Consider the following 16,773-nt stretch of genomic DNA (forward strand, 5'->3'; position numbering starts at 1 on the left):
GCACGGCAACTCCAGCCTTCCCCGGGCGGGGCCACTTCGAACCGCCCAGCCGGGGCCAATTCGAGTTGACATAGCCAAACGGTTTATCACCACCACCCGACGAGCTCGTGTTCCAACTGCCCCGTTCCGCCATGAACAACGTCACTTCGTGCGCAGCCCTGGGCGATCGGGCTCGGTACGTACTTCCGGTTTGGGGCGGATCTACTAGACCCGGATGATCTGCATTGAAATCGTCGAAATCGTCTTTTTTCCAAACGAAGTCGATTCTTGTCCCCGTGCCACCACGGGTGAACGCTCCCGCGAACCCGCATTCGTGCAGAACCCCGTACATGCCGAGGCGGGCACGGGTCCAGTGAGTATGTTCACTGCGGTCGTTGGGATCCGGTTCTTCCCACTTGATTGCAGCGAAGTTTTTCACGTACGCGTACGAGCCGCACTGCTCAGTCACCGAATCCTTCACGAACTCGGTGACAGCGATGAAGTTCTCCAGGTCGAAGAAGTTCATCCCGAGTGGCCTCACCTGCGGATCCGAGTTGTCGGCTCCCATTCGGTATATGCGCACGGAGTCGGCATCACCGAGCAGTCGTAATCCTGTCTTGTCCTGGTCGTTGATACTGGCGTACTCGCCCTGCGGATCGAATATCAGTTGGCCGATCGACTGCTCGCGCTCGTTCGCGTACTTGTTCACCGCTGTGACGAGGGTCTTGATGGTGTTCGACTTGCCGGTACGTGTCATACCGAACACAGCGGTCTTGCGGGAGATGAAGTCGGACACGTGCACGTCGACGGCAGCAGTATCGGTTCCGGCCGCCCGAGCGCGCCGCCTGGTCGACGCGAATCGGACCGCACCAATGGTCACGGTGTCGTCCTCCTCGCTTTCCGAATAGGAGGCGATCCATGCGAGCACAGGTTTCGATGGCAGAAACACCTGATATTTGGCGGATGCGACCACGTTGTCGACGTCGGCGCCGAACTCCACTGGGGCGTCATCGCCGTCGGTGTAAAAGGTACCGATCACCTCGCAGTCGAAGGCGGACTGCTGCAGCTCATTTCGTGTCAGCACGTCAGTAACTTCGTCGAACGGGCGGCCGCTGTTGTGAGCATCGCGGACAACAGCGAGGCGCGTCTGCACCAGCTCGGACTCGTTCGGTAGGGATGCAGTGCCCCGCACTCGAAGCAGTATCAGCTCCTCATCGGCGAGCACGAAGCCGTCACCGGTCTGGTCGCCCGCGGCCGCAAGGAGGAACCCGCCGAGGGGCACACCGCCCGCCTCGGACTTGCGGAAGTCGTCGGTGAGGACGACTGCGCGGCTGTAGTCGAGGTTGTAGATGCCGCCAATCGGCGGGCAGTCGGCATTGATCAGCGCCGCAAGTTTGTGGGCCGCCTTGGTCTTGTTCTCGATGGTGTCCAGAAAGCTCATAAGGCCGTCCTTTCGCGCCGAGTCGGATCATTGGGAAGGTTTGTAAAGAGAACCTCGCGGCCAGGTACGGGACTGCTGCGCGCCCCGGTCATCGTGTAGTGGTGCACCACCCGATACTCATGGATGTCTCCAAGGCCCCGATAGCAGCGGAGGACCAGTGGCTCGGCGTCGTAGGAGAGGATCCACCGATGAGTCGTGCCGCGAAGATGCTCCGCCAGCTGGCGGTGATCAAACTCGTCGAAGGCAAGCTCGTAGAGCCTGTCCGCTTTCTCGATGTAGGGCGGGTCCAGGTAGAAAATCGTTGCCTTTGGGTTGTACTCGGCCGCGTACCACCCCGCGTGATCGAGGGTGCCCTGCCACCGAGACGAGAGAACGTCGACGATTCGGCCTTCCTTCGCCAACCTGTGGACGTTGAGGATGCGCTCGGCGATGGCGTCCTTATTGAAACGGCAGTCGATTGTGTATTCGGATTCCTGCGCCCGGCCGCCAATCGGGCCTGCGCGCCCACCGATGATCCCCGAGAAAGTCGTCCGGTTCAGGAACAGGCACTTCAACGCTTTGGAGCGACTTGACCGCGGACGCATCTTTCGCCACCGGTCCCACTCGTCGACCGTGACCTCCAGCTTCCGCATGTCCTTGACCAGAGCCTCGCCTTTGGTAGTCACCTCGTACCAGAACGCGGCTACGAGGGGATCGAGGTCGGCCAGCAGCACACGCTCCACCGCATCCTGAGCCAGCAGGCCCAACGACACGCTCGCGCCACCGCAGAACGGCTCCACAAAAAGTTCTGGAGGCGGCTCATTCGCGTCGATGAGCTGGCGAATGGCTGGCACCATTTTCCGTTTTGACCCGGGATACCGGAGCGGTGACATAGACGCCAGCGGCAGCTGCACGCGTGTGCCTTCGAGCAACGGCGGTTCGACACTCGCGACAGCAGTCAGACGACGACGGGTCCGCTTCGAAGGGATACCGTCGACGGTCGCCAGTGAACTGCTCACGATGTCCCTTCACCTACCAAGCGGCGGCGCCGCAAACCCATTGGCGGTGAGTTTAAGTCCGAACACCGACATCAACCGGTCACGGCACGCCCTGTAGAAACGTGCGCAAAATGCCCGTGCAGCTAATGCGTCGCTGTCACGAGGGTGTCACAACTCCGGTAGAACTCTCGCGCGACGCGCGATGAACGCACATGAACGATCACAGTCGCCGATGGACACATCACCGCACGTCACAGCGTCTAAGTGCTCCACCAGATAAACAGCAGAAATCGGTCGGATACGTCTGTAGACGTCCCGGATCGACTTCCCAAGCTGAGAACGCGGGTTCGATTCCCGTCATCGGCTCCAAGTGATGAGGCGCGTCACGCGTCGATTCTGCGGTCAGGGTTGCGCTCCGACGAACGGCACGACCCTGCGCGCAAAACCACGCTCGCTTGAGCGGGCGGCGATCATACGACCGCATTCTGCCGCGCCACCTCGCGGAGCCAAGCCGCGCTGAGCTTCGGCGTGCGCTTCTGTGTTGCGAGGTCGACACGATGAAGCCCGAACTTGGGCGCCATGCCCGCGCCCCACTCGAGGTTGTCCATCAGACTCCAGTGGAAGTAGCCGCGCACCGGCACACCGTCGGCCGTCGCCCGCTGCAGCTCGGTGAGGTACGCGCGGAGCCAGACGACGCGACCCGTGTCGAACCCCTCGGCGTCTTCCTCGGCTGTCGTCGGCATGCCGTTCTCGGTGATGAAGATTTCCTTGGCGCCCCAGACGTCGACCAGCAGGCGCGACCCCCAGTACATCGACTCCGGGCTGAGCATCAACGCGATCTCTGAGTTCGGATACTGGGCGCGGGCATGTGTCGGCTGATAGGGCCGCGCCGGCGGGGGCACCATGGAGCTTCCCGCGACCACTTCGTACCCTCTCTCGGAGTCGGATGCCCGGACGAACGCGTGGACCATGTAGATGTTCGTGCCGATGAAGTCCACTGGGCTACCGATGATCTGCAGATCCTCGGAGGTGAACGTCGGCGCGTCCGCCGCTTGCCCGGCGAGGAACGCGTCGGTGTAACGGCCTTCCATCATCACGGTCATGTAGCCCGCGTTGAAGTCCCGCAATGCGGCAGCGGCGGCCCGGATGTTCTCCGGCGTCTCGATGACGGGAGCTGTGCCGATGATCTGTTCCGCCGGCCCGACCTTGGTCCCCGCGCGGGCCTGAGCGCGAATGGCTTGGACGGCCAGGCCGTGGCCCAGCACGGCGTGGTGACGAACCTGGTTGACTTGGCCGGGCGACAGCTGCAGGCCGGGAGCGAGGATGCCCCTGCCATGGCCCAGCTCGACGAAGCTGGAGAACTCGTTGATGGTGAAGAAGTGCCGCACCCGGTCGCTGAGCCGCGCCGCGATGTAGGCGGAGTAATCGCCGAACGCCTTGGCGGTGTCGCGCGACTGCCATCCGCCCTTGTCCTGCAATGCCTGCGGCAAATCCCAGTGATACAGCGTTGCGAAGGGCTCGATGCCGTTCGCGAGCAGTTCGTCGACCAGTCGACGATAGAAGTCCAGTCCCTTCGCGTTCGGCTGGCCTATTCCATCAGGGAAGATGCGGGGCCACGAGATGGAGAACCGGTACGCCGTCGCCCCGATCGCCTTCATCAGTTGGACGTCTTCCTTGTACCGGTGGTAGTGGTCGACGGCCACGTCGCCGGTGGAGCCGTCCCTGATGTTCCCCGCATGGCCGAAGGTGTCCCAGATCGACGGGCCTTTGCCGTCCTCGTCCCACGCACCTTCGATCTGGAACGCCGCAGTCGCCGTGCCCCAGAGAAATCCGTCCGGGAAGCGGCGGTCGGCCGACGTCGTCGAATTCGTTGGTGGCCCGGTCATTACGTACCTCCTGGCATCAGCCTGAAGCAGCCTGAGCCGTCGTCTCGCTCTCGACAGCCGGCCGCCGCGCGTTCGTCGGAGTTGCCGTCGACACCTCCGGTTGTTCCTGAGGTTGGGCGCGCCAACCCAGGTACCCCAGCCCGAGGCTGACTGCGGTGTAGAGGACCGCCTCGAGCCACATGAATCCCACAGGCCACCGTCTGCCGCGGACGCGGGGTTGTTCGACGATGCCGCTGGACACCGCCGTCGCATATGCGGCGTGCGCGAAGGCGAGTGCAGCAAACGATCCGGAGAGAAACTTGCAGCTGTCGCGCTTCATGCTGATCTCCCATCACTTCGGATGACCACCTACGACAATCGCGACCGCACCGCTGAGGCCATAGGGACTTTCGCCCCGCGTATTGATGACCTTCGGCGCCCAGCGCGGGTCGCCGGCGTCTAGGCGGATTCGCCAATTTATCGAGAGAGTGAGTTCATGGACCGCTCCGGAAGGCCCGTCAAATGCGCCTGGCAACATACGTTTCCACCGCTTGGGACATAGACCGGGCCGGTCGGCAAGGACAGGCCGGCATCACGCGACGGCAGCAGCAACGATTGCGCGAACTCGTGTCGTACGTCCGGGACCGGTCACCGTACTTCGCCGACCGCTACCGCGACGTGCCGGATCCGGTGACCGATGTTGGGCAACTGCCCGCCACGACCAAGACGGAGATGATGCGTCATTTCGATTAGTGGGTCACCGATCCGGCGGTGCGCCGCGAACAGGTGGAGGCATTCATCGGGAATTCCGCCACGATCGGAACCGACTACCTCGGCCGCTACGTCGTCTGCACGACATCGGGTTCGACCGGCACTCCGGCGATATTCCTCCACGACCACTCAGCCCTGACGGTCTACAACGTTGAAAGAGCCGACGAGCCACCGCAATTGCATCCCACGAGCGGAAAATTCCGCCAGGTCTACACCGAATACCGCGCGTGAACGGGTCACGTGCCGGTCGAATCAGCCGGCGTGAGACGGAGTAGATCGCGCAGGAGCGGAAATTCGGTGTGCGCGTGCCGGTCCATCGCCCCGGCAAACGCCTTTGTGAAGTACAGCCGCCACAGGGGATCGAAGGCACGGCCGCGGCCGGACCACCCCGCAACGATGCTGTGGCGCAAGTGAACACCGTGGTCACGTGTCGTCAATGCCAGTGTGAGCCACACCGGCAGACGAAAGCGGCGTAGGCGTAGGCGCCACACGACCTTTTCGCCGGGGATGGCCTCGATCACTTCCGCCAGCATTCGCACCCGCCGGGATCCGATGTACTCGTCCATCAGCACAACATCGCCGACGTGATCGGCTCGCTCGCGATCGACGATGTGCAACTCCAGGTGCGTGCCGGGCCACCACGCCTGGTAGCGCTCGTCGTCGCAGTCGAGCAGGAAATCGGTGATCTCACGGCCCGTCACGCCGTCCACCGTCATCTCCGACTCCACAGTGAGCACGCTTCCAGCGTCGGCGGTCGAGTTGATCCTCAGTAGGGACGAACGTCACCGATGCAACTCCATTCGACCCTCGCGGCGTCAAGCGTTTGCCAGAATCCGGGGTATCGTGCGGACGTCTACTCGACCCGAGGAGCAGCCTTGACCACGATTTCAGGTCTGCCCGCCCATGTGCTGTTGGTCCACTTCGTTGTCGTCTTGGTACCGCTCACCGCGCTTTTGGTCATGTTGTGCGCAGTGTGGCCCGCCGCGCGCCGTCGTCTGGTCTGGTTCGTGGTGGCCATGGCGATCGTCACCATGGTGTTGACCCCACTGACGGTCGAGGCCGGGGAATGGCTGTACGCCCAGCAATCTGAACCCAGCGCGACGCTGCAGACACACGCCGAGCGTGGCGCTTATATGCCCTACCTTTCGGCCGCAATGCTGCTGGTCGCGATCGTGCTCGCCGCGATGCACGTCATGGAGGGACGGTCGGATCGGCGTCGTGCGGTGGCAAACGTAGTGATTGCGTTCGTGGCGGTGGCCGTAGGTATCTCGGCGATCGTCGCGGCGGTGCGCACCGGTGATTCCGGCGCACACGCGGTCTGGGGCGGCAGCTAGCCGGCACGCCGTAGGCGGAAAGACGCCGACATGACCGTGAAGCGGCACACACCTGCCGCGAACGCGTTTGCCCAGTCGTAATGCCGGGAACCGTCACGGTTCGGGTGCGCAATTTCCAGAGTCGGCCTTCCAGAGTCCCGCCAGAGTTGGCCGCTATCCTGGCGCACCGTCGGCCAAGGCAACGAGCACGGACACTGATCAAGGAGCCGCCCTATCCAGCAGGACCAGCTGCCCACCCGCGTCGTCCCTCGCACGGTCGGCGCAATGGGGCCACTGCTCTTGATGGTTGCCTTCGCGCTGTATCTCGTCGCATATCTGCGCTGGCCCGACCTGGTCAGCCAGGTCGACCTGAAGGTGTACCAGTTCGGCGCCGAGCGCATTCGGGACGGTCAAGACCTCTACTCCGTGGGGCTGACCGGCAACCCGCACACGATGCTGTTCGATTACACGCCGTTCGCCGCGCTGTTCTTCCTTCCGTTGATCGCGCTGGACGAGCTCGGCCTCCTCGCGGTCGGGCTCCTGGTGAACATCGCGTGTATCGGGTACATCGTCCGCCGCATGCTCACCACGGCCGGGGTCACCTCGGCGACGGGCCTGTGGGCGTTGACGGCGCTGCTGATGGCTCCGATTCTCTGGCTGGAGCCTGTCCGGCTGTCCCTGCAGCTCGGCCAGATCAATCTGGTCATCATGGCGATCGTGATCGCCGACGTGCTGGCGCAGCCGTCGCGCAGATGGACGGGGATGGGCGTCGGGATCGCCGCAGGCATCAAACTGACCCCTGCGCTGTTCATCGTCTTCTTCCTCGCGACCGGACGACGTCGCGAGGCGCTGATCGCTGGATTGACCTTCGTCTGTACCGCCGCCGTCGGATTCGTCCTGCTGCCAGCCGATTCGGTTGAGTTCTGGCTGCAGAAGAGGTTCCAGGAGATTGCCCGGATCTCCAGCGATCCGCTTGCCAACACCAGCCTGGCCGGGCTTCTTTCACGCTTCCACCTGGGTCCGCCGTGGCCGACCGTGGCCGCCGCCGTGTTCGCAATTGTGGCCATCGCCGTCGCCGTCGTCGCGTGGCGTCGCGGTCAGCAGCTGCTGAGCCTCGCCATCGCCGGCCTCACGTCGGCCGCCGCATCACCCTTCAGCTGGAGCCACCACTGGGTCTGGTTCGCACCGCTGCTCGTGCACCTCGGAATCCTCGGCTACGTCCACCGCTCGCGCGCCGCGGCGTTGGCCATGTGGGCGCTTGCGGCGCTCTTCGGCGGGTGGTTCGTGACCACCCGAACTTCAACGCCGGAAGCGGGTTTGATGTCCCTGCGACACCCCGGCTTGTGGAATGGCTTGTGGGATCAACTTCTGCCTGCGGCTTACCTTTTCGCGCTCACCATCCTGCTCGTAGCCACCGTGTACACGTTCTGGCGAGAACGTCCGACTGCGACCGCAACGATGGGCCACAGTTCTGTAGAGCCGCCGGTTGTATCCGTCGGCGCCGAAGAGAAACTCTAAGTCCAGCATCCTGAGAAAGAGGTTGACGACCCGGTACCGCGGGGTAATGGATACGTCAGGCGCCGTGGGTGCGTCGCCAGCGATACACCGAGGGGTCGCCACACCGATGGACAGCCATTCCGCCACACCAGCGAAAGTCGCGAGCCCGCCGCATCGTGAGTTGCGCCGCGGCGAATGTCCGGTCTCACCCGACGAGGACCCGTTCTACCGAGCCCCGCGAGGCTATGAGCACGCCGAACCGGGCACGGTGTTGCGGTCGCGCGACGTGGAGATCGGATTTCTCGGTCTCATCACCCAACGGGTGGACGGCATTCAGCTGCTTTACCGCACCACGAATCTGCACGACGAACCGGAGGTCGCCGTGACAACCGTCCTCGTCCCCGCGCAGCGCGATTCAGACGTCGTGTATCCGATCCTGTCGTACCAATGCGCGATCGACGCCGTGGCGTCGCGCTGTTTCCCCTCATTCGCCATGCGGCGCGGCGCCCGGCCGGTCGGTGCGTTTGTCCAAGCCGAATACTTGTTGGTGACCGCTGCGCTCGCCGAGGGGTGGGCGGTGTGCGTCCCGGATCACGAAGGCTGTCACGGCATGTGGGGCGCCCCCGCCGAACCGGGCTACCGGATTCTGGACGGGCTGAGGGCAGCGACGGGATGCGAGCGCCTGAAGCTGTCAGCATCTGCGCCGATGGGTCTTTGGGGATACTCCGGTGGGGGGTTGGCGTCGGCCTGGGCCGCCGAACTGTGCGAGCGCTACGCACCGGAACTCAACATCGTCGGAGCCGTTCTGGGCTCGCCCGTCGGCGATCCGGGCAGCGTCGCGCGACGCCTCAACCGCAGCTTCTTCGCCGGTCTTGCCGCGCTGATGATCTCCGCACTGACACAGGTCTTCCCCGGCGCGCAGAAGGTCGTCGAGGAGCACGCGACCGACGAGGGCAAGGCGTTGCTCGACAGGTTGCAGACAATGACAACGGCACAGGCGGTGTGGCAGCTCCGCAACGTCGACATCGGGTCCTACGTCGACTTGACCGCCGACGAGCTGTGGGACCTACCCGAAGTGCGGCACATCTTCGACGAGACCAAGCTCGGCAAGTCGAGGCCCAAGCCTGCGGTGTTGGTCATACAGGCTGTGCACGACAGAGTCATCAGCGTCGACGACATCGATACGCTCATAGCCGAGTACAAACGCCTCGGTGCAGCGGTCACCTATCACCGCGACCGGTTCTGTGGTCACCTGCTGTTGCATCCGCTGTCCGCGCCCATGACGCTGAGGTGGCTGCGCGATCGATTCTCCGATCTGCCGGTCACCGAACACAAAACTCGCACAACGTGGCCGACGCTGTTCAACCCGTCGACGTAATTGGGGATGGCCAAGTTGGGGGTCATCACGGCCAAGGTCGTCCTCGGGCGCTCCGTCGAACGTCAACCGCTATCGACGACGGACGCATAGCGCCTTCCCGCCTCGGCCTTCTCGTCGTCGGGCGGACGCTCACCGATAGAGCCGCGCCGCGTTCCCGCCCGACGAAATTTTGGTCGGCAAAACTCCCAACCGACCACGACAAGCGCCATCACCAACGTATGGCTCGTGGATACGAATCGGATCGTTTCGCTACGTAGCCCATACGTTGGCGAGCCGACCAGCGCCCGGCGCCTATAAATTCACCTTCCATACTGCCCAGCAACGTCCTGAGTACGCCTAAGATCCTTCCACCGGATTCTTACGCACCCGTAAAATTCCGGTCTCTCCACGAAAGGATCGAACTGTGTTGATTCGTGCAGCACTCGTCGCACTCGCCCTGGCCGCAATAGGCACACTGGCGCCAACCGTCACCGCCACCGCTGCCCCGTATTCGAATTGTTCGGAAGCGAAGGCCAACAACGACTGCGACATCCCTTCCGACTCGCCGTACTACCAAGCCAAGCTCGATCGTGATCAGGACGGCATCGGCTGCGAGTGCTGACACGACGGCCACGGCCCGTCATCGATAGCGTCTCCGTGGCCGAACCGTGACTGAGTTTTGACCGAATTGCCCACGCGGCCCGACGATTCCACGCGCCATCGCCCCTAGGATCTTATTGACAAACTTGTAATTTCAAGGGGAACGGGAATTCATGCGTGGGCTTGTTCGGTGTGTTCTTGCTGCGAGCGTCGTCGCTGCGGGTGTGGGCGCAGGACCGGCGGGAAGTAGCGTGGCCGCGGCGAACCAGTCGTCTGCGTCGGCCATCGCATCCATCCGGCCGACCGCGAATCAGGTGGTCGGTGTCGCGCACCCGATTGTGGTGACATTCGGTGCGCCCGTTACGGATCGACCTGCAGCGGAGCGTGCTCTGCGAATCCGGTCGGTACCGCCGATGACCGGCAAATACGAATGGGTCGACAGCAACACCGTGCAGTGGGTACCCGACCGCTTCTGGCCCGCGCACTCCACGGTCGCGCTTTCGGTGGGCGGCCGGTCGACCAGCATTCAGACAGGCCCCGAAGTGCTCGGCGTCGCCAGCATCTCGGACCACTCGTTCACTGTGACCATCGACGGTGTCGAGTCCGGCCCGCCGCCGCGGCTTCCCGCGCCGCATCACCGTGCGCACTTCGGCGAAGAAGGAGTGCTGCCCGCCACGATGGGGCGGCCCGAATATCCCACGCCGGTAGGCACTTACAGCGTGTTGGCGAAAGAGGGCGAGATCACGATGGATTCCAGCAGCGTCGGGATTCCGGTCGACGCTCCCGACGGATACCTGCTGGAGGTGGACCACGCCGTGCGTATCACCAGCCGCGGGCTCTTCGTGCACTCGGCCCCATGGGCCGTCAACTCCATGGGCTACGAGAATGTCAGCCACGGCTGCATCGGCCTGAGCCCCGAAGACGCCGAGTGGTACTTCAACACGGTCAACGTCGGCGACCCGGTGATAGTCCGGGAGTGACAGCGGCCGTCGTGCTGCAGTTCTAACCCGTTGCGCGGGAACCGACTCGGGGTTATCTCGCGCAAATGACGGCAATGACGGCAATGACGGCAATGACAATGCCGCCGGGCCGCACCTCTTGCGAGGGCTCGGCCCGGCGGCATCTGTCGGAGTCGCCGAGTTAGCGGTCGATCGGCGTCAGCTTGCCCCCGTGGGGCCTGCCGGTACCGGCTGACCGGGCGCCGGCGCACCAGCGGGCAGCGGACCGGTCGGCTGACCCTTGCCACCGTAATTGCTGCCGCCCATGTCCGTCAGCGGAGCACCTCCGGCCACCGGGGCTGCCGCAATCGGCGCGCCGACCGGCACCGGGGGCACCAGCGGCGCTGCAGGGACCGGAGGCGGGCCGAGGGGCACCGGCGGTATAGGCGGTGGACCGAGCGGCACCGGGGGCACGGCGGCCGGGGGCGCCGCGGGCAGCGGACCCGGTACGGCCATCGGCACGCCTGCCATGTCATTGAGCGGCGCGCATGCCGGCGCACCGGCCGCAGCGGTACCGCTCGCCTTGTCCGCAACACATTCGTATCCACCCGTCGCCCACGGGACTGCCGCGGCGGCCGGGCTCAACGCGATAGCGACCCCGCACAACCCAGCCCCCACTGCAACCACTCTGACGTTGCATCGATCAAAGACCGCCATTGACGTTGACTCCTTCATTCCTGCTCAGACGTTTCCGCAAAACAACGGTGCAGCAGAAGCGCCTGCCGTACCGAGGCCGCCCGTGGACGACCGCGTCAATTGTCAGCAGCAAATGCCGAACACGCGCCGCGGCGCACCGCACCGTTTCCTAAAGGTGATATTCGGATTGCTAACGATGAGGTTCAGCCCGTTTTGCACGCGACAAACCACCGCGCACCCAGGAGCCGCGCCGCTGGTGAGCTATGTACTTCAAGCAGCTACATAAACGCGGCCTTCGCGACGTTTGTAGGTGCCGACCTGCGAGGATCACTCCCACCGCAACGCCCAGCCGACGATTTCGCTACTAGCGCACTGCTAGCTGATGCACGTTTATTCCGCATCCTTTGGCCAGCTAGAACCTACAATTTTCGAGATCTTTTGTATTGCCACATCTGTTTTAGCAAACAAGATACGTTCTTCGCTCACCCCTTGGCCGTCTCGATCGGACGGCAGCGCCGAACTGCATCGACCAGCTGTTGTCTGATGTGTGCTAGATCTGCACACCTATGTCGCTATAAAACTCAATAGCAACACTTGATTCTGACGACAAGTTCTTGCGTTAGCAAATATCTGCCCAGATTATCACCATTATGCGGCCATCTCTGCGCTGGTCGGCGGTATCGTTTGCAGCCATAAAATCCCCTCAAGCCCGAGGTTGAGCAAATGCCATGTGATACGATCTGCAACTTACGCGATCGTTGCCACGCTGCCTACGTGGGGCGGGTAGGCGGATTGGCCGTAGCGCTGGGCATCGGCGCGGCTTTGGCCAGCGGACACGGCATCGCGCACGCCGACAGCGGCGCCGACGCGAAGGGCTCGCCGAACAACGACACGTCGCAATCGAAGCCCAACGACCAAGACCAAAACTCCGAATCCGGCCAGGTGGACACACCCGGCCAGCCGGAGTCCCCCGGGTCGACCGCGACGGGCCAGAGCGCGCAACCGCAGAACCCGCTGATATCGACCCGCCGATGGCTGACGTCCCTGCGCGAGCTGGCCCCCGACCGCGGCAGCCTCGAGCGCAAACCAAGAATCAGCACCCGCAGCGACGGCTCATCGTCTCGAAACCTGCTGTCCGGCAACTTGGTTGGCGCCAAGAACACCGACGAGACCACCACCAAGCCGCGGCATTCCGTCAGGTTCAACCGCACCGAGAAAGTCGAATCGCAGACCGACACGAACGAGGCCGAAGGGTCAAAGAGCGGAGCACAACCCGCGGTCACCGCCAAGACCACCACGACGTCCGACAACCCGCCGGAAGTCGAGGTGAAGCAAGTCCAGCAGAAGCAGGTACAAGAGAAGACGACCACGTTGGCGGACCTGCCCAAGCCCACCGCGGCGGTCGATACAGCACAGCGCGCTGTCACCACCGTGCTCACCACGCTCGACGACACCGCACCGGCCCCGGCTACACCTGCGCCGTCCACGCCTCCGGTGACGCTGACCGACGTATTGGGTTGGGCCTGGCGCGAAATCAGCCGCACGTTCTTCAACCAGTCGCCCACCATCGGGTACACGCCCGCCACGAACAAAGTTCTCCCCGACGGCGCGATCGAGGGCTATCTGCACACCAACGGCGTACGTGACCCCGACAGTGAGAGGTTGACCTACACCGCGACCGACCCGTCGCACGGAGACGTCGTCGTGCATCCGGACGGGACGTTCACCTACACACCCGACGACACGTTCGTCGGGTCGGACTCGTTCGTCGTCACGATCAGCGACGCCCGCGACGGTTTCCACATTCACGGCCTGTCGGGCTTGGTCAACCTGCTGACGTTCGGTCTGCTCGGCGAGAGCGGCCACACCGTCACCAAGACGATCAACGTCGGCGACGTCCAGTCCGGCTACACCGTTGTCGAGCACGTGACGGGCCTGACCGAACCGACGGACTTCCGGGTGCTGCCCGACGGCCGAATCCTCATCGTCGAGAAAGCCGGAGCCATCCGCGTCGCCGACAAGGACGGCAATCTGCAGGCCACACCGGTGGCCAAACTGGACACCCCGACGAAGTGGGCCCGCGGCCTGCTGGCCGTCGAGATCGATCCCGAGTACGAGACCAACGGCTATATCTATGTGTCTTACGTCGAGCCGACGACCGGCCACGAGCGCCTCTCGCGTCTAACCGTCACCGACCCGAACGCCGAGGTCCTCACCATCGATCTGGACTCCGAAAAGGTGCTGGTGGAAGGCACCGAGGCCGCCGGCGACGACCATCTTGGCGGCGGGCTGGCCTTCGGCCCGGACGGCAAGCTGTACTGGGCCGTCGGCGACAACGTGTGCTGCACTCACATCGACGGAAGCCGTTCGCAGGACTCGACCACCATCTACGGAAAGGTGTTGCGCCTCAATCCCGACGGCACGGCCCCCGAAGACAATCCGTTCTACGACGAGGCGACGGGCGTCGGTCAGCTGATCTATGCCAGAGGATTCCGCAACCCGTTCCGATTGGCATTCGCACCAGACGGCGAGCTGCTGGTCACCGATGTCGGCCAGGCCACCTGGGAGGAAGTGAACCTCATCAGGCCTGGCGGCAACTACGGATGGCCGGAGGCCGAAGGCCCGTGCGACGGCATCGGGACCCAGAACTGTTCAAAGCCGTCCTCGTACGACAACCCGATCTATGCCTATAAGCACACCAACGGCGGCAACTCGATCACCGGGGTGCTGGTGTCGAGCGACCCCGAAGCCGGCACCCACACGGTGCTCATCGCCGACTTCAACCAAGGCTGGGTCAAGGAGCTGACCTTCAACTCCGACTACTCGCAGGTGATCGGCGAAAGGATCCTCGATGCCGCCGGACCAGGCAGCACCAACCAGCTGATCCGAGACGAGAAGGGCAACATCTACCAGCTGACCTACCAGGGCACGCTGTGGCGGCTCACCCCGTCAAGTGACGTTTCGGTGGTGTGACCCGAGGCTTCGGACAGACCCGGAAGAGACTCCGGGAAAAATTTCCGACGATTTTTTGAAAAAAGTGTGCGAGGGCCCCACCCCTATCGCTCCTACCTGTGAACGCAGCCCACCAAGGGCAGCACCCAGACGAAGGAGCGGTCATGGACACCACCACTTACATCGCCGATTCGGAGCCGACCGTGCGCTCCACCGGGCTTGCCTACTCGCAGTGCCTGCCCGAGCCGGACTACGGCTATCCGCAGCACCCGCAGTACGCGCCGTATCGCCACGAGCAGACGCCGGTGCAGACGCCCGTCAAGCAGTCGTCGTCGGGCAAGGGCCTGTTGTTCGTCGCCGGCCTGGCTGTCGTCGGTGCGGCCGCGTTCGGCGGCGTCTACCTGATGAACTCCACCGAGTCGCAGCCGACGGCGACGACGAGCGCCGCTGCGGCCACGCCGCCTGCCGGGTCGACGATCATCAATGTGCCGTCGGCAGTGGAGATTCCGTCGTTGGCGCCCGCAGATGACAAGGAAGACAAGCCCACCCCGGTGATCGTCAACAACCAGGCACCGGTGCAGGTGAAGGCTCCCGCCGTCGCGCCCAAGCCCGTCGCTGCGCCCGCACCCAAGCCGATTGCCGCACCAGCACCGAAGCCGATAGCCGCGCCGCCTCCTGCTGCCGCGCCAGCTCCCGCACCCGCCGCGGCGCCGGCCCCAGCACCCGCGCCTGCCACCGGTCCCGACGTCAGGATCAAGGCCCCCTTCGTCGACGTGGCAGTTCCGAGCCAGGGCGGCGTTTCGGTCAAGACGCCTGGCACGGATATCGGGGTGCCCGGCCCAGGCGGCCAGGGTGGCGTCTCGGTGTCGGTGCCCGGGAGCCAGACCGGTGCGAACACCCAGCAAGCAGCCGAGCGGCCGGCGAACTGAATGACCAGCCAACGATATAGAGGCTCAGCCCAGGCCAGGGGGTCTGGGCTGAGCGCCATCCATTCCCTGTTCGACGTGCCTTGGCAACTTTTCCGGTTTACGCTGACAGACACCGCCGCGCAACGGGGTGGGGAGCACAGTTCATGACCGCCGCATTACCCAACTGGGCAGGTATCGGACCGGGCAGCAGCGATGCGGAATTGGCACGCGCCGCCGCTGCCGGTGACCGTCGCGCCTTCGCCGGGATCTACGACCGCTACGCCGACCGCCTGCACGACTTCTGCATCGGCATGCTGCGCGACCGCGACTCGGCGGCGGACTGCGTCCAGGACGCCTTCTGCACCGTGGCCACCAGCCTCGGCGGGCTGCGCGAACCCGAGAAGCTGCGTCCGTGGCTCTACTCGATCACCCGCAACGAGGCCCTCAAGCGGCTGCGGGAATTGCGCCGCGAGCGACCGACCGAAGACGTCCCCGAAGTCACGTCGCGCGATGCGAGCCCGGACACCATGGCGCACCGGATGGAGTTGGCCAACCTGATTTCCGAAGCGGCAGGCGGACTTTCGGATCGCGATCAGGTGGTGCTCGAGTTGGCCTACCGGCAGGGACTTGACGGGCCCGAGTTGGCGCAGGCGCTCGGCGTCAGCTTGACGAATGCCAACACCATGGTCGGTCGCTTGCGCGACACCATCGAGCGGTCGCTCGGCGCGCTGCTGGTGGCCCGCCGCGTTCAGGGCGACCCGTCCAGCTGCCCGGAGTTGGCGACGATCCTGCGCGGCTGGGACGGCAAGTTCACGATCCTGATGCGCAAGCGGATCGCCCGGCATATCGAGTCGTGCCACGCGTGCGACGGTGAGCGGCGCCGGTCGGTCAGTCCGCGTGCCCTGCTGGGCGCCGCGCCGGTGCTCATCCCGGCACCGCCGTGGCTGAAGGAGCGGGTGATGCTGACGTCGGCCTCGAGTGCGCTGGCGACGACGATGATCCCGAGGCCGGATCAGTCCCAGTTCGCGCCCACTGCTCGGCAAGTGGCGGCGCCGCCGTCGTACCCGCCGCCGCCTCAGCCGCCATATCCGCCGGAGCCGAACGAGCAGCCGCTGCCGGTCACCGACGACGAATCGAAGCGTCGGGTGGTGCCGTTCATCGCGCTGTTGATCGGCGTTCCGCTCATCGTGCTCGGCGGGACGTTGGCGTGGGTGTACCTTCCGAGCACCGCGCTCTCGCCGAGCGGCGTCGAGCAACCGTCCCCGCTGCAGGCGCCGCCATACGCACCGCCGGCAGCGGTCAACCCCGGGCCTGTGCCACCGTCCGCCAAGCCCGCGGTTCCTCCCCCGGCCCAACAGGCGCCGCGCGGATCCGCCCCGGCCAGGCCGCCGGCGCCGGGCGCGAAACTCCCCGCATCCCAACCGCCGCAAGCTCCTGCCGTGGCGCCACCGGCTCAGCCGCAGCCGCCCGCCCAAGCAC

15 protein-coding genes and 1 pseudogene are annotated in these 16,773 nt (G+C 64.6%); 10 read left to right on the top strand and 6 right to left on the bottom strand.

Features of this window, described 5'->3' with window-relative positions; translation table 11 throughout:
• The 4 genes from CQY20_RS30130 to CQY20_RS30145 all read right to left on the bottom strand — a co-directional run.
• A partial coding sequence (locus tag CQY20_RS30130) for a helicase HerA domain-containing protein (protein WP_133119166.1) occupies window positions 1-1,420 on the bottom strand: 1,420 nt, incomplete at its 3' end.
• Window positions 1,417-2,418: a DNA adenine methylase gene (locus CQY20_RS30135; RefSeq protein WP_133119167.1), complete on the bottom strand. Its 1,002-nt coding sequence runs from the start codon at window positions 2,416-2,418 to the stop codon at window positions 1,417-1,419. The genes CQY20_RS30130 and CQY20_RS30135, both read right to left, overlap by 4 nt.
• A 449-nt stretch (window positions 2,419-2,867) precedes the next feature.
• Window positions 2,868-4,283, bottom strand: coding sequence for a GH1 family beta-glucosidase (locus CQY20_RS30140; protein WP_097944449.1), 1,416 nt, complete (start codon window positions 4,281-4,283; stop codon window positions 2,868-2,870).
• 16 nt (window positions 4,284-4,299) lie between these two features.
• Window positions 4,300-4,602 carry a hypothetical protein gene (locus CQY20_RS30145; protein WP_174814697.1) on the bottom strand — a complete coding sequence of 101 codons (303 nt, stop codon included), beginning with the start codon at window positions 4,600-4,602 and terminating at the stop codon, window positions 4,300-4,302.
• Window positions 4,603-4,784: 182 nt separating this feature from the next.
• Between CQY20_RS30145 and CQY20_RS30150 the strand changes: the two genes are divergently transcribed.
• The gene (locus CQY20_RS30150; RefSeq protein ID WP_097944451.1) at window positions 4,785-5,015 is read left to right on the top strand and encodes a hypothetical protein; all 231 of its coding nucleotides are present in this window, start codon (window positions 4,785-4,787) and stop codon (window positions 5,013-5,015) included.
• 18 nt (window positions 5,016-5,033) lie between these two features.
• A complete protein-coding gene (locus tag CQY20_RS30155) occupies window positions 5,034-5,264 on the top strand; it encodes a hypothetical protein (protein ID WP_097944453.1) in 231 nt (76 codons plus the stop codon).
• Window positions 5,265-5,269: 5 nt separating this feature from the next.
• Here CQY20_RS30155 and CQY20_RS30160 read toward each other — a convergent pair whose 3' ends face one another.
• A complete protein-coding gene (locus CQY20_RS30160) occupies window positions 5,270-5,770 on the bottom strand; it encodes a hypothetical protein (RefSeq protein WP_133119168.1) in 501 nt (166 codons plus the stop codon).
• A gap of 138 nt (window positions 5,771-5,908) precedes the next feature.
• Between CQY20_RS30160 and CQY20_RS30165 the strand changes: the two genes are divergently transcribed.
• The 5 genes and pseudogenes from CQY20_RS30165 to CQY20_RS30185 all read left to right on the top strand — a co-directional run bounded on the left by CQY20_RS30165 (window position 5,909) and on the right by CQY20_RS30185 (window position 10,780).
• Entirely contained in the window at window positions 5,909-6,367 is a 459-nt protein-coding gene (locus tag CQY20_RS30165; protein WP_097944457.1) for a DUF2231 domain-containing protein, read from the top strand.
• Window positions 6,368-6,631: 264 nt separating this feature from the next.
• The gene (locus CQY20_RS30170) at window positions 6,632-7,864 is read left to right on the top strand and encodes a glycosyltransferase 87 family protein (protein ID WP_097944459.1); all 1,233 of its coding nucleotides are present in this window, start codon (window positions 6,632-6,634) and stop codon (window positions 7,862-7,864) included.
• A gap of 106 nt (window positions 7,865-7,970) precedes the next feature.
• Window positions 7,971-9,311, top strand: a pseudogene (locus CQY20_RS30175) (lipase family protein).
• A gap of 313 nt (window positions 9,312-9,624) precedes the next feature.
• On the top strand, window positions 9,625-9,822 hold the full coding sequence (locus CQY20_RS30180; protein ID WP_097944461.1) for an excalibur calcium-binding domain-containing protein: 198 nt from the start codon (window positions 9,625-9,627) through the stop codon (window positions 9,820-9,822).
• 151 nt (window positions 9,823-9,973) lie between these two features.
• A complete protein-coding gene (locus CQY20_RS30185) occupies window positions 9,974-10,780 on the top strand; it encodes a L,D-transpeptidase (protein ID WP_097944463.1) in 807 nt (268 codons plus the stop codon).
• Between the two features lie 177 nt (window positions 10,781-10,957).
• On the opposite strand, the gene CQY20_RS30190 is transcribed toward CQY20_RS30185, so the two are convergent.
• Entirely contained in the window at window positions 10,958-11,455 is a 498-nt protein-coding gene (locus CQY20_RS30190; RefSeq protein WP_097944465.1) for a hypothetical protein, read from the bottom strand.
• Between the two features lie 753 nt (window positions 11,456-12,208).
• Here CQY20_RS30190 and CQY20_RS30195 point away from each other — a divergent pair.
• From CQY20_RS30195 to CQY20_RS35740, 3 genes are all read left to right on the top strand, one after another.
• Window positions 12,209-14,407: a PQQ-dependent sugar dehydrogenase gene (locus CQY20_RS30195; protein ID WP_109789764.1), complete on the top strand. Its 2,199-nt coding sequence runs from the start codon at window positions 12,209-12,211 to the stop codon at window positions 14,405-14,407.
• Window positions 14,408-14,550: 143 nt separating this feature from the next.
• Window positions 14,551-15,315, top strand: coding sequence for a hypothetical protein (locus CQY20_RS30200; RefSeq protein WP_097944469.1), 765 nt, complete (start codon window positions 14,551-14,553; stop codon window positions 15,313-15,315).
• 143 nt (window positions 15,316-15,458) lie between these two features.
• A partial coding sequence (locus CQY20_RS35740; RefSeq protein ID WP_097944471.1) for an RNA polymerase sigma factor occupies window positions 15,459-16,773 on the top strand: 1,315 nt, incomplete at its 3' end.

The organism is Mycolicibacterium agri (genome assembly GCF_002553505.1).
GTDB lineage: Bacteria > Actinomycetota > Actinomycetes > Mycobacteriales > Mycobacteriaceae > Mycobacterium > Mycobacterium agri.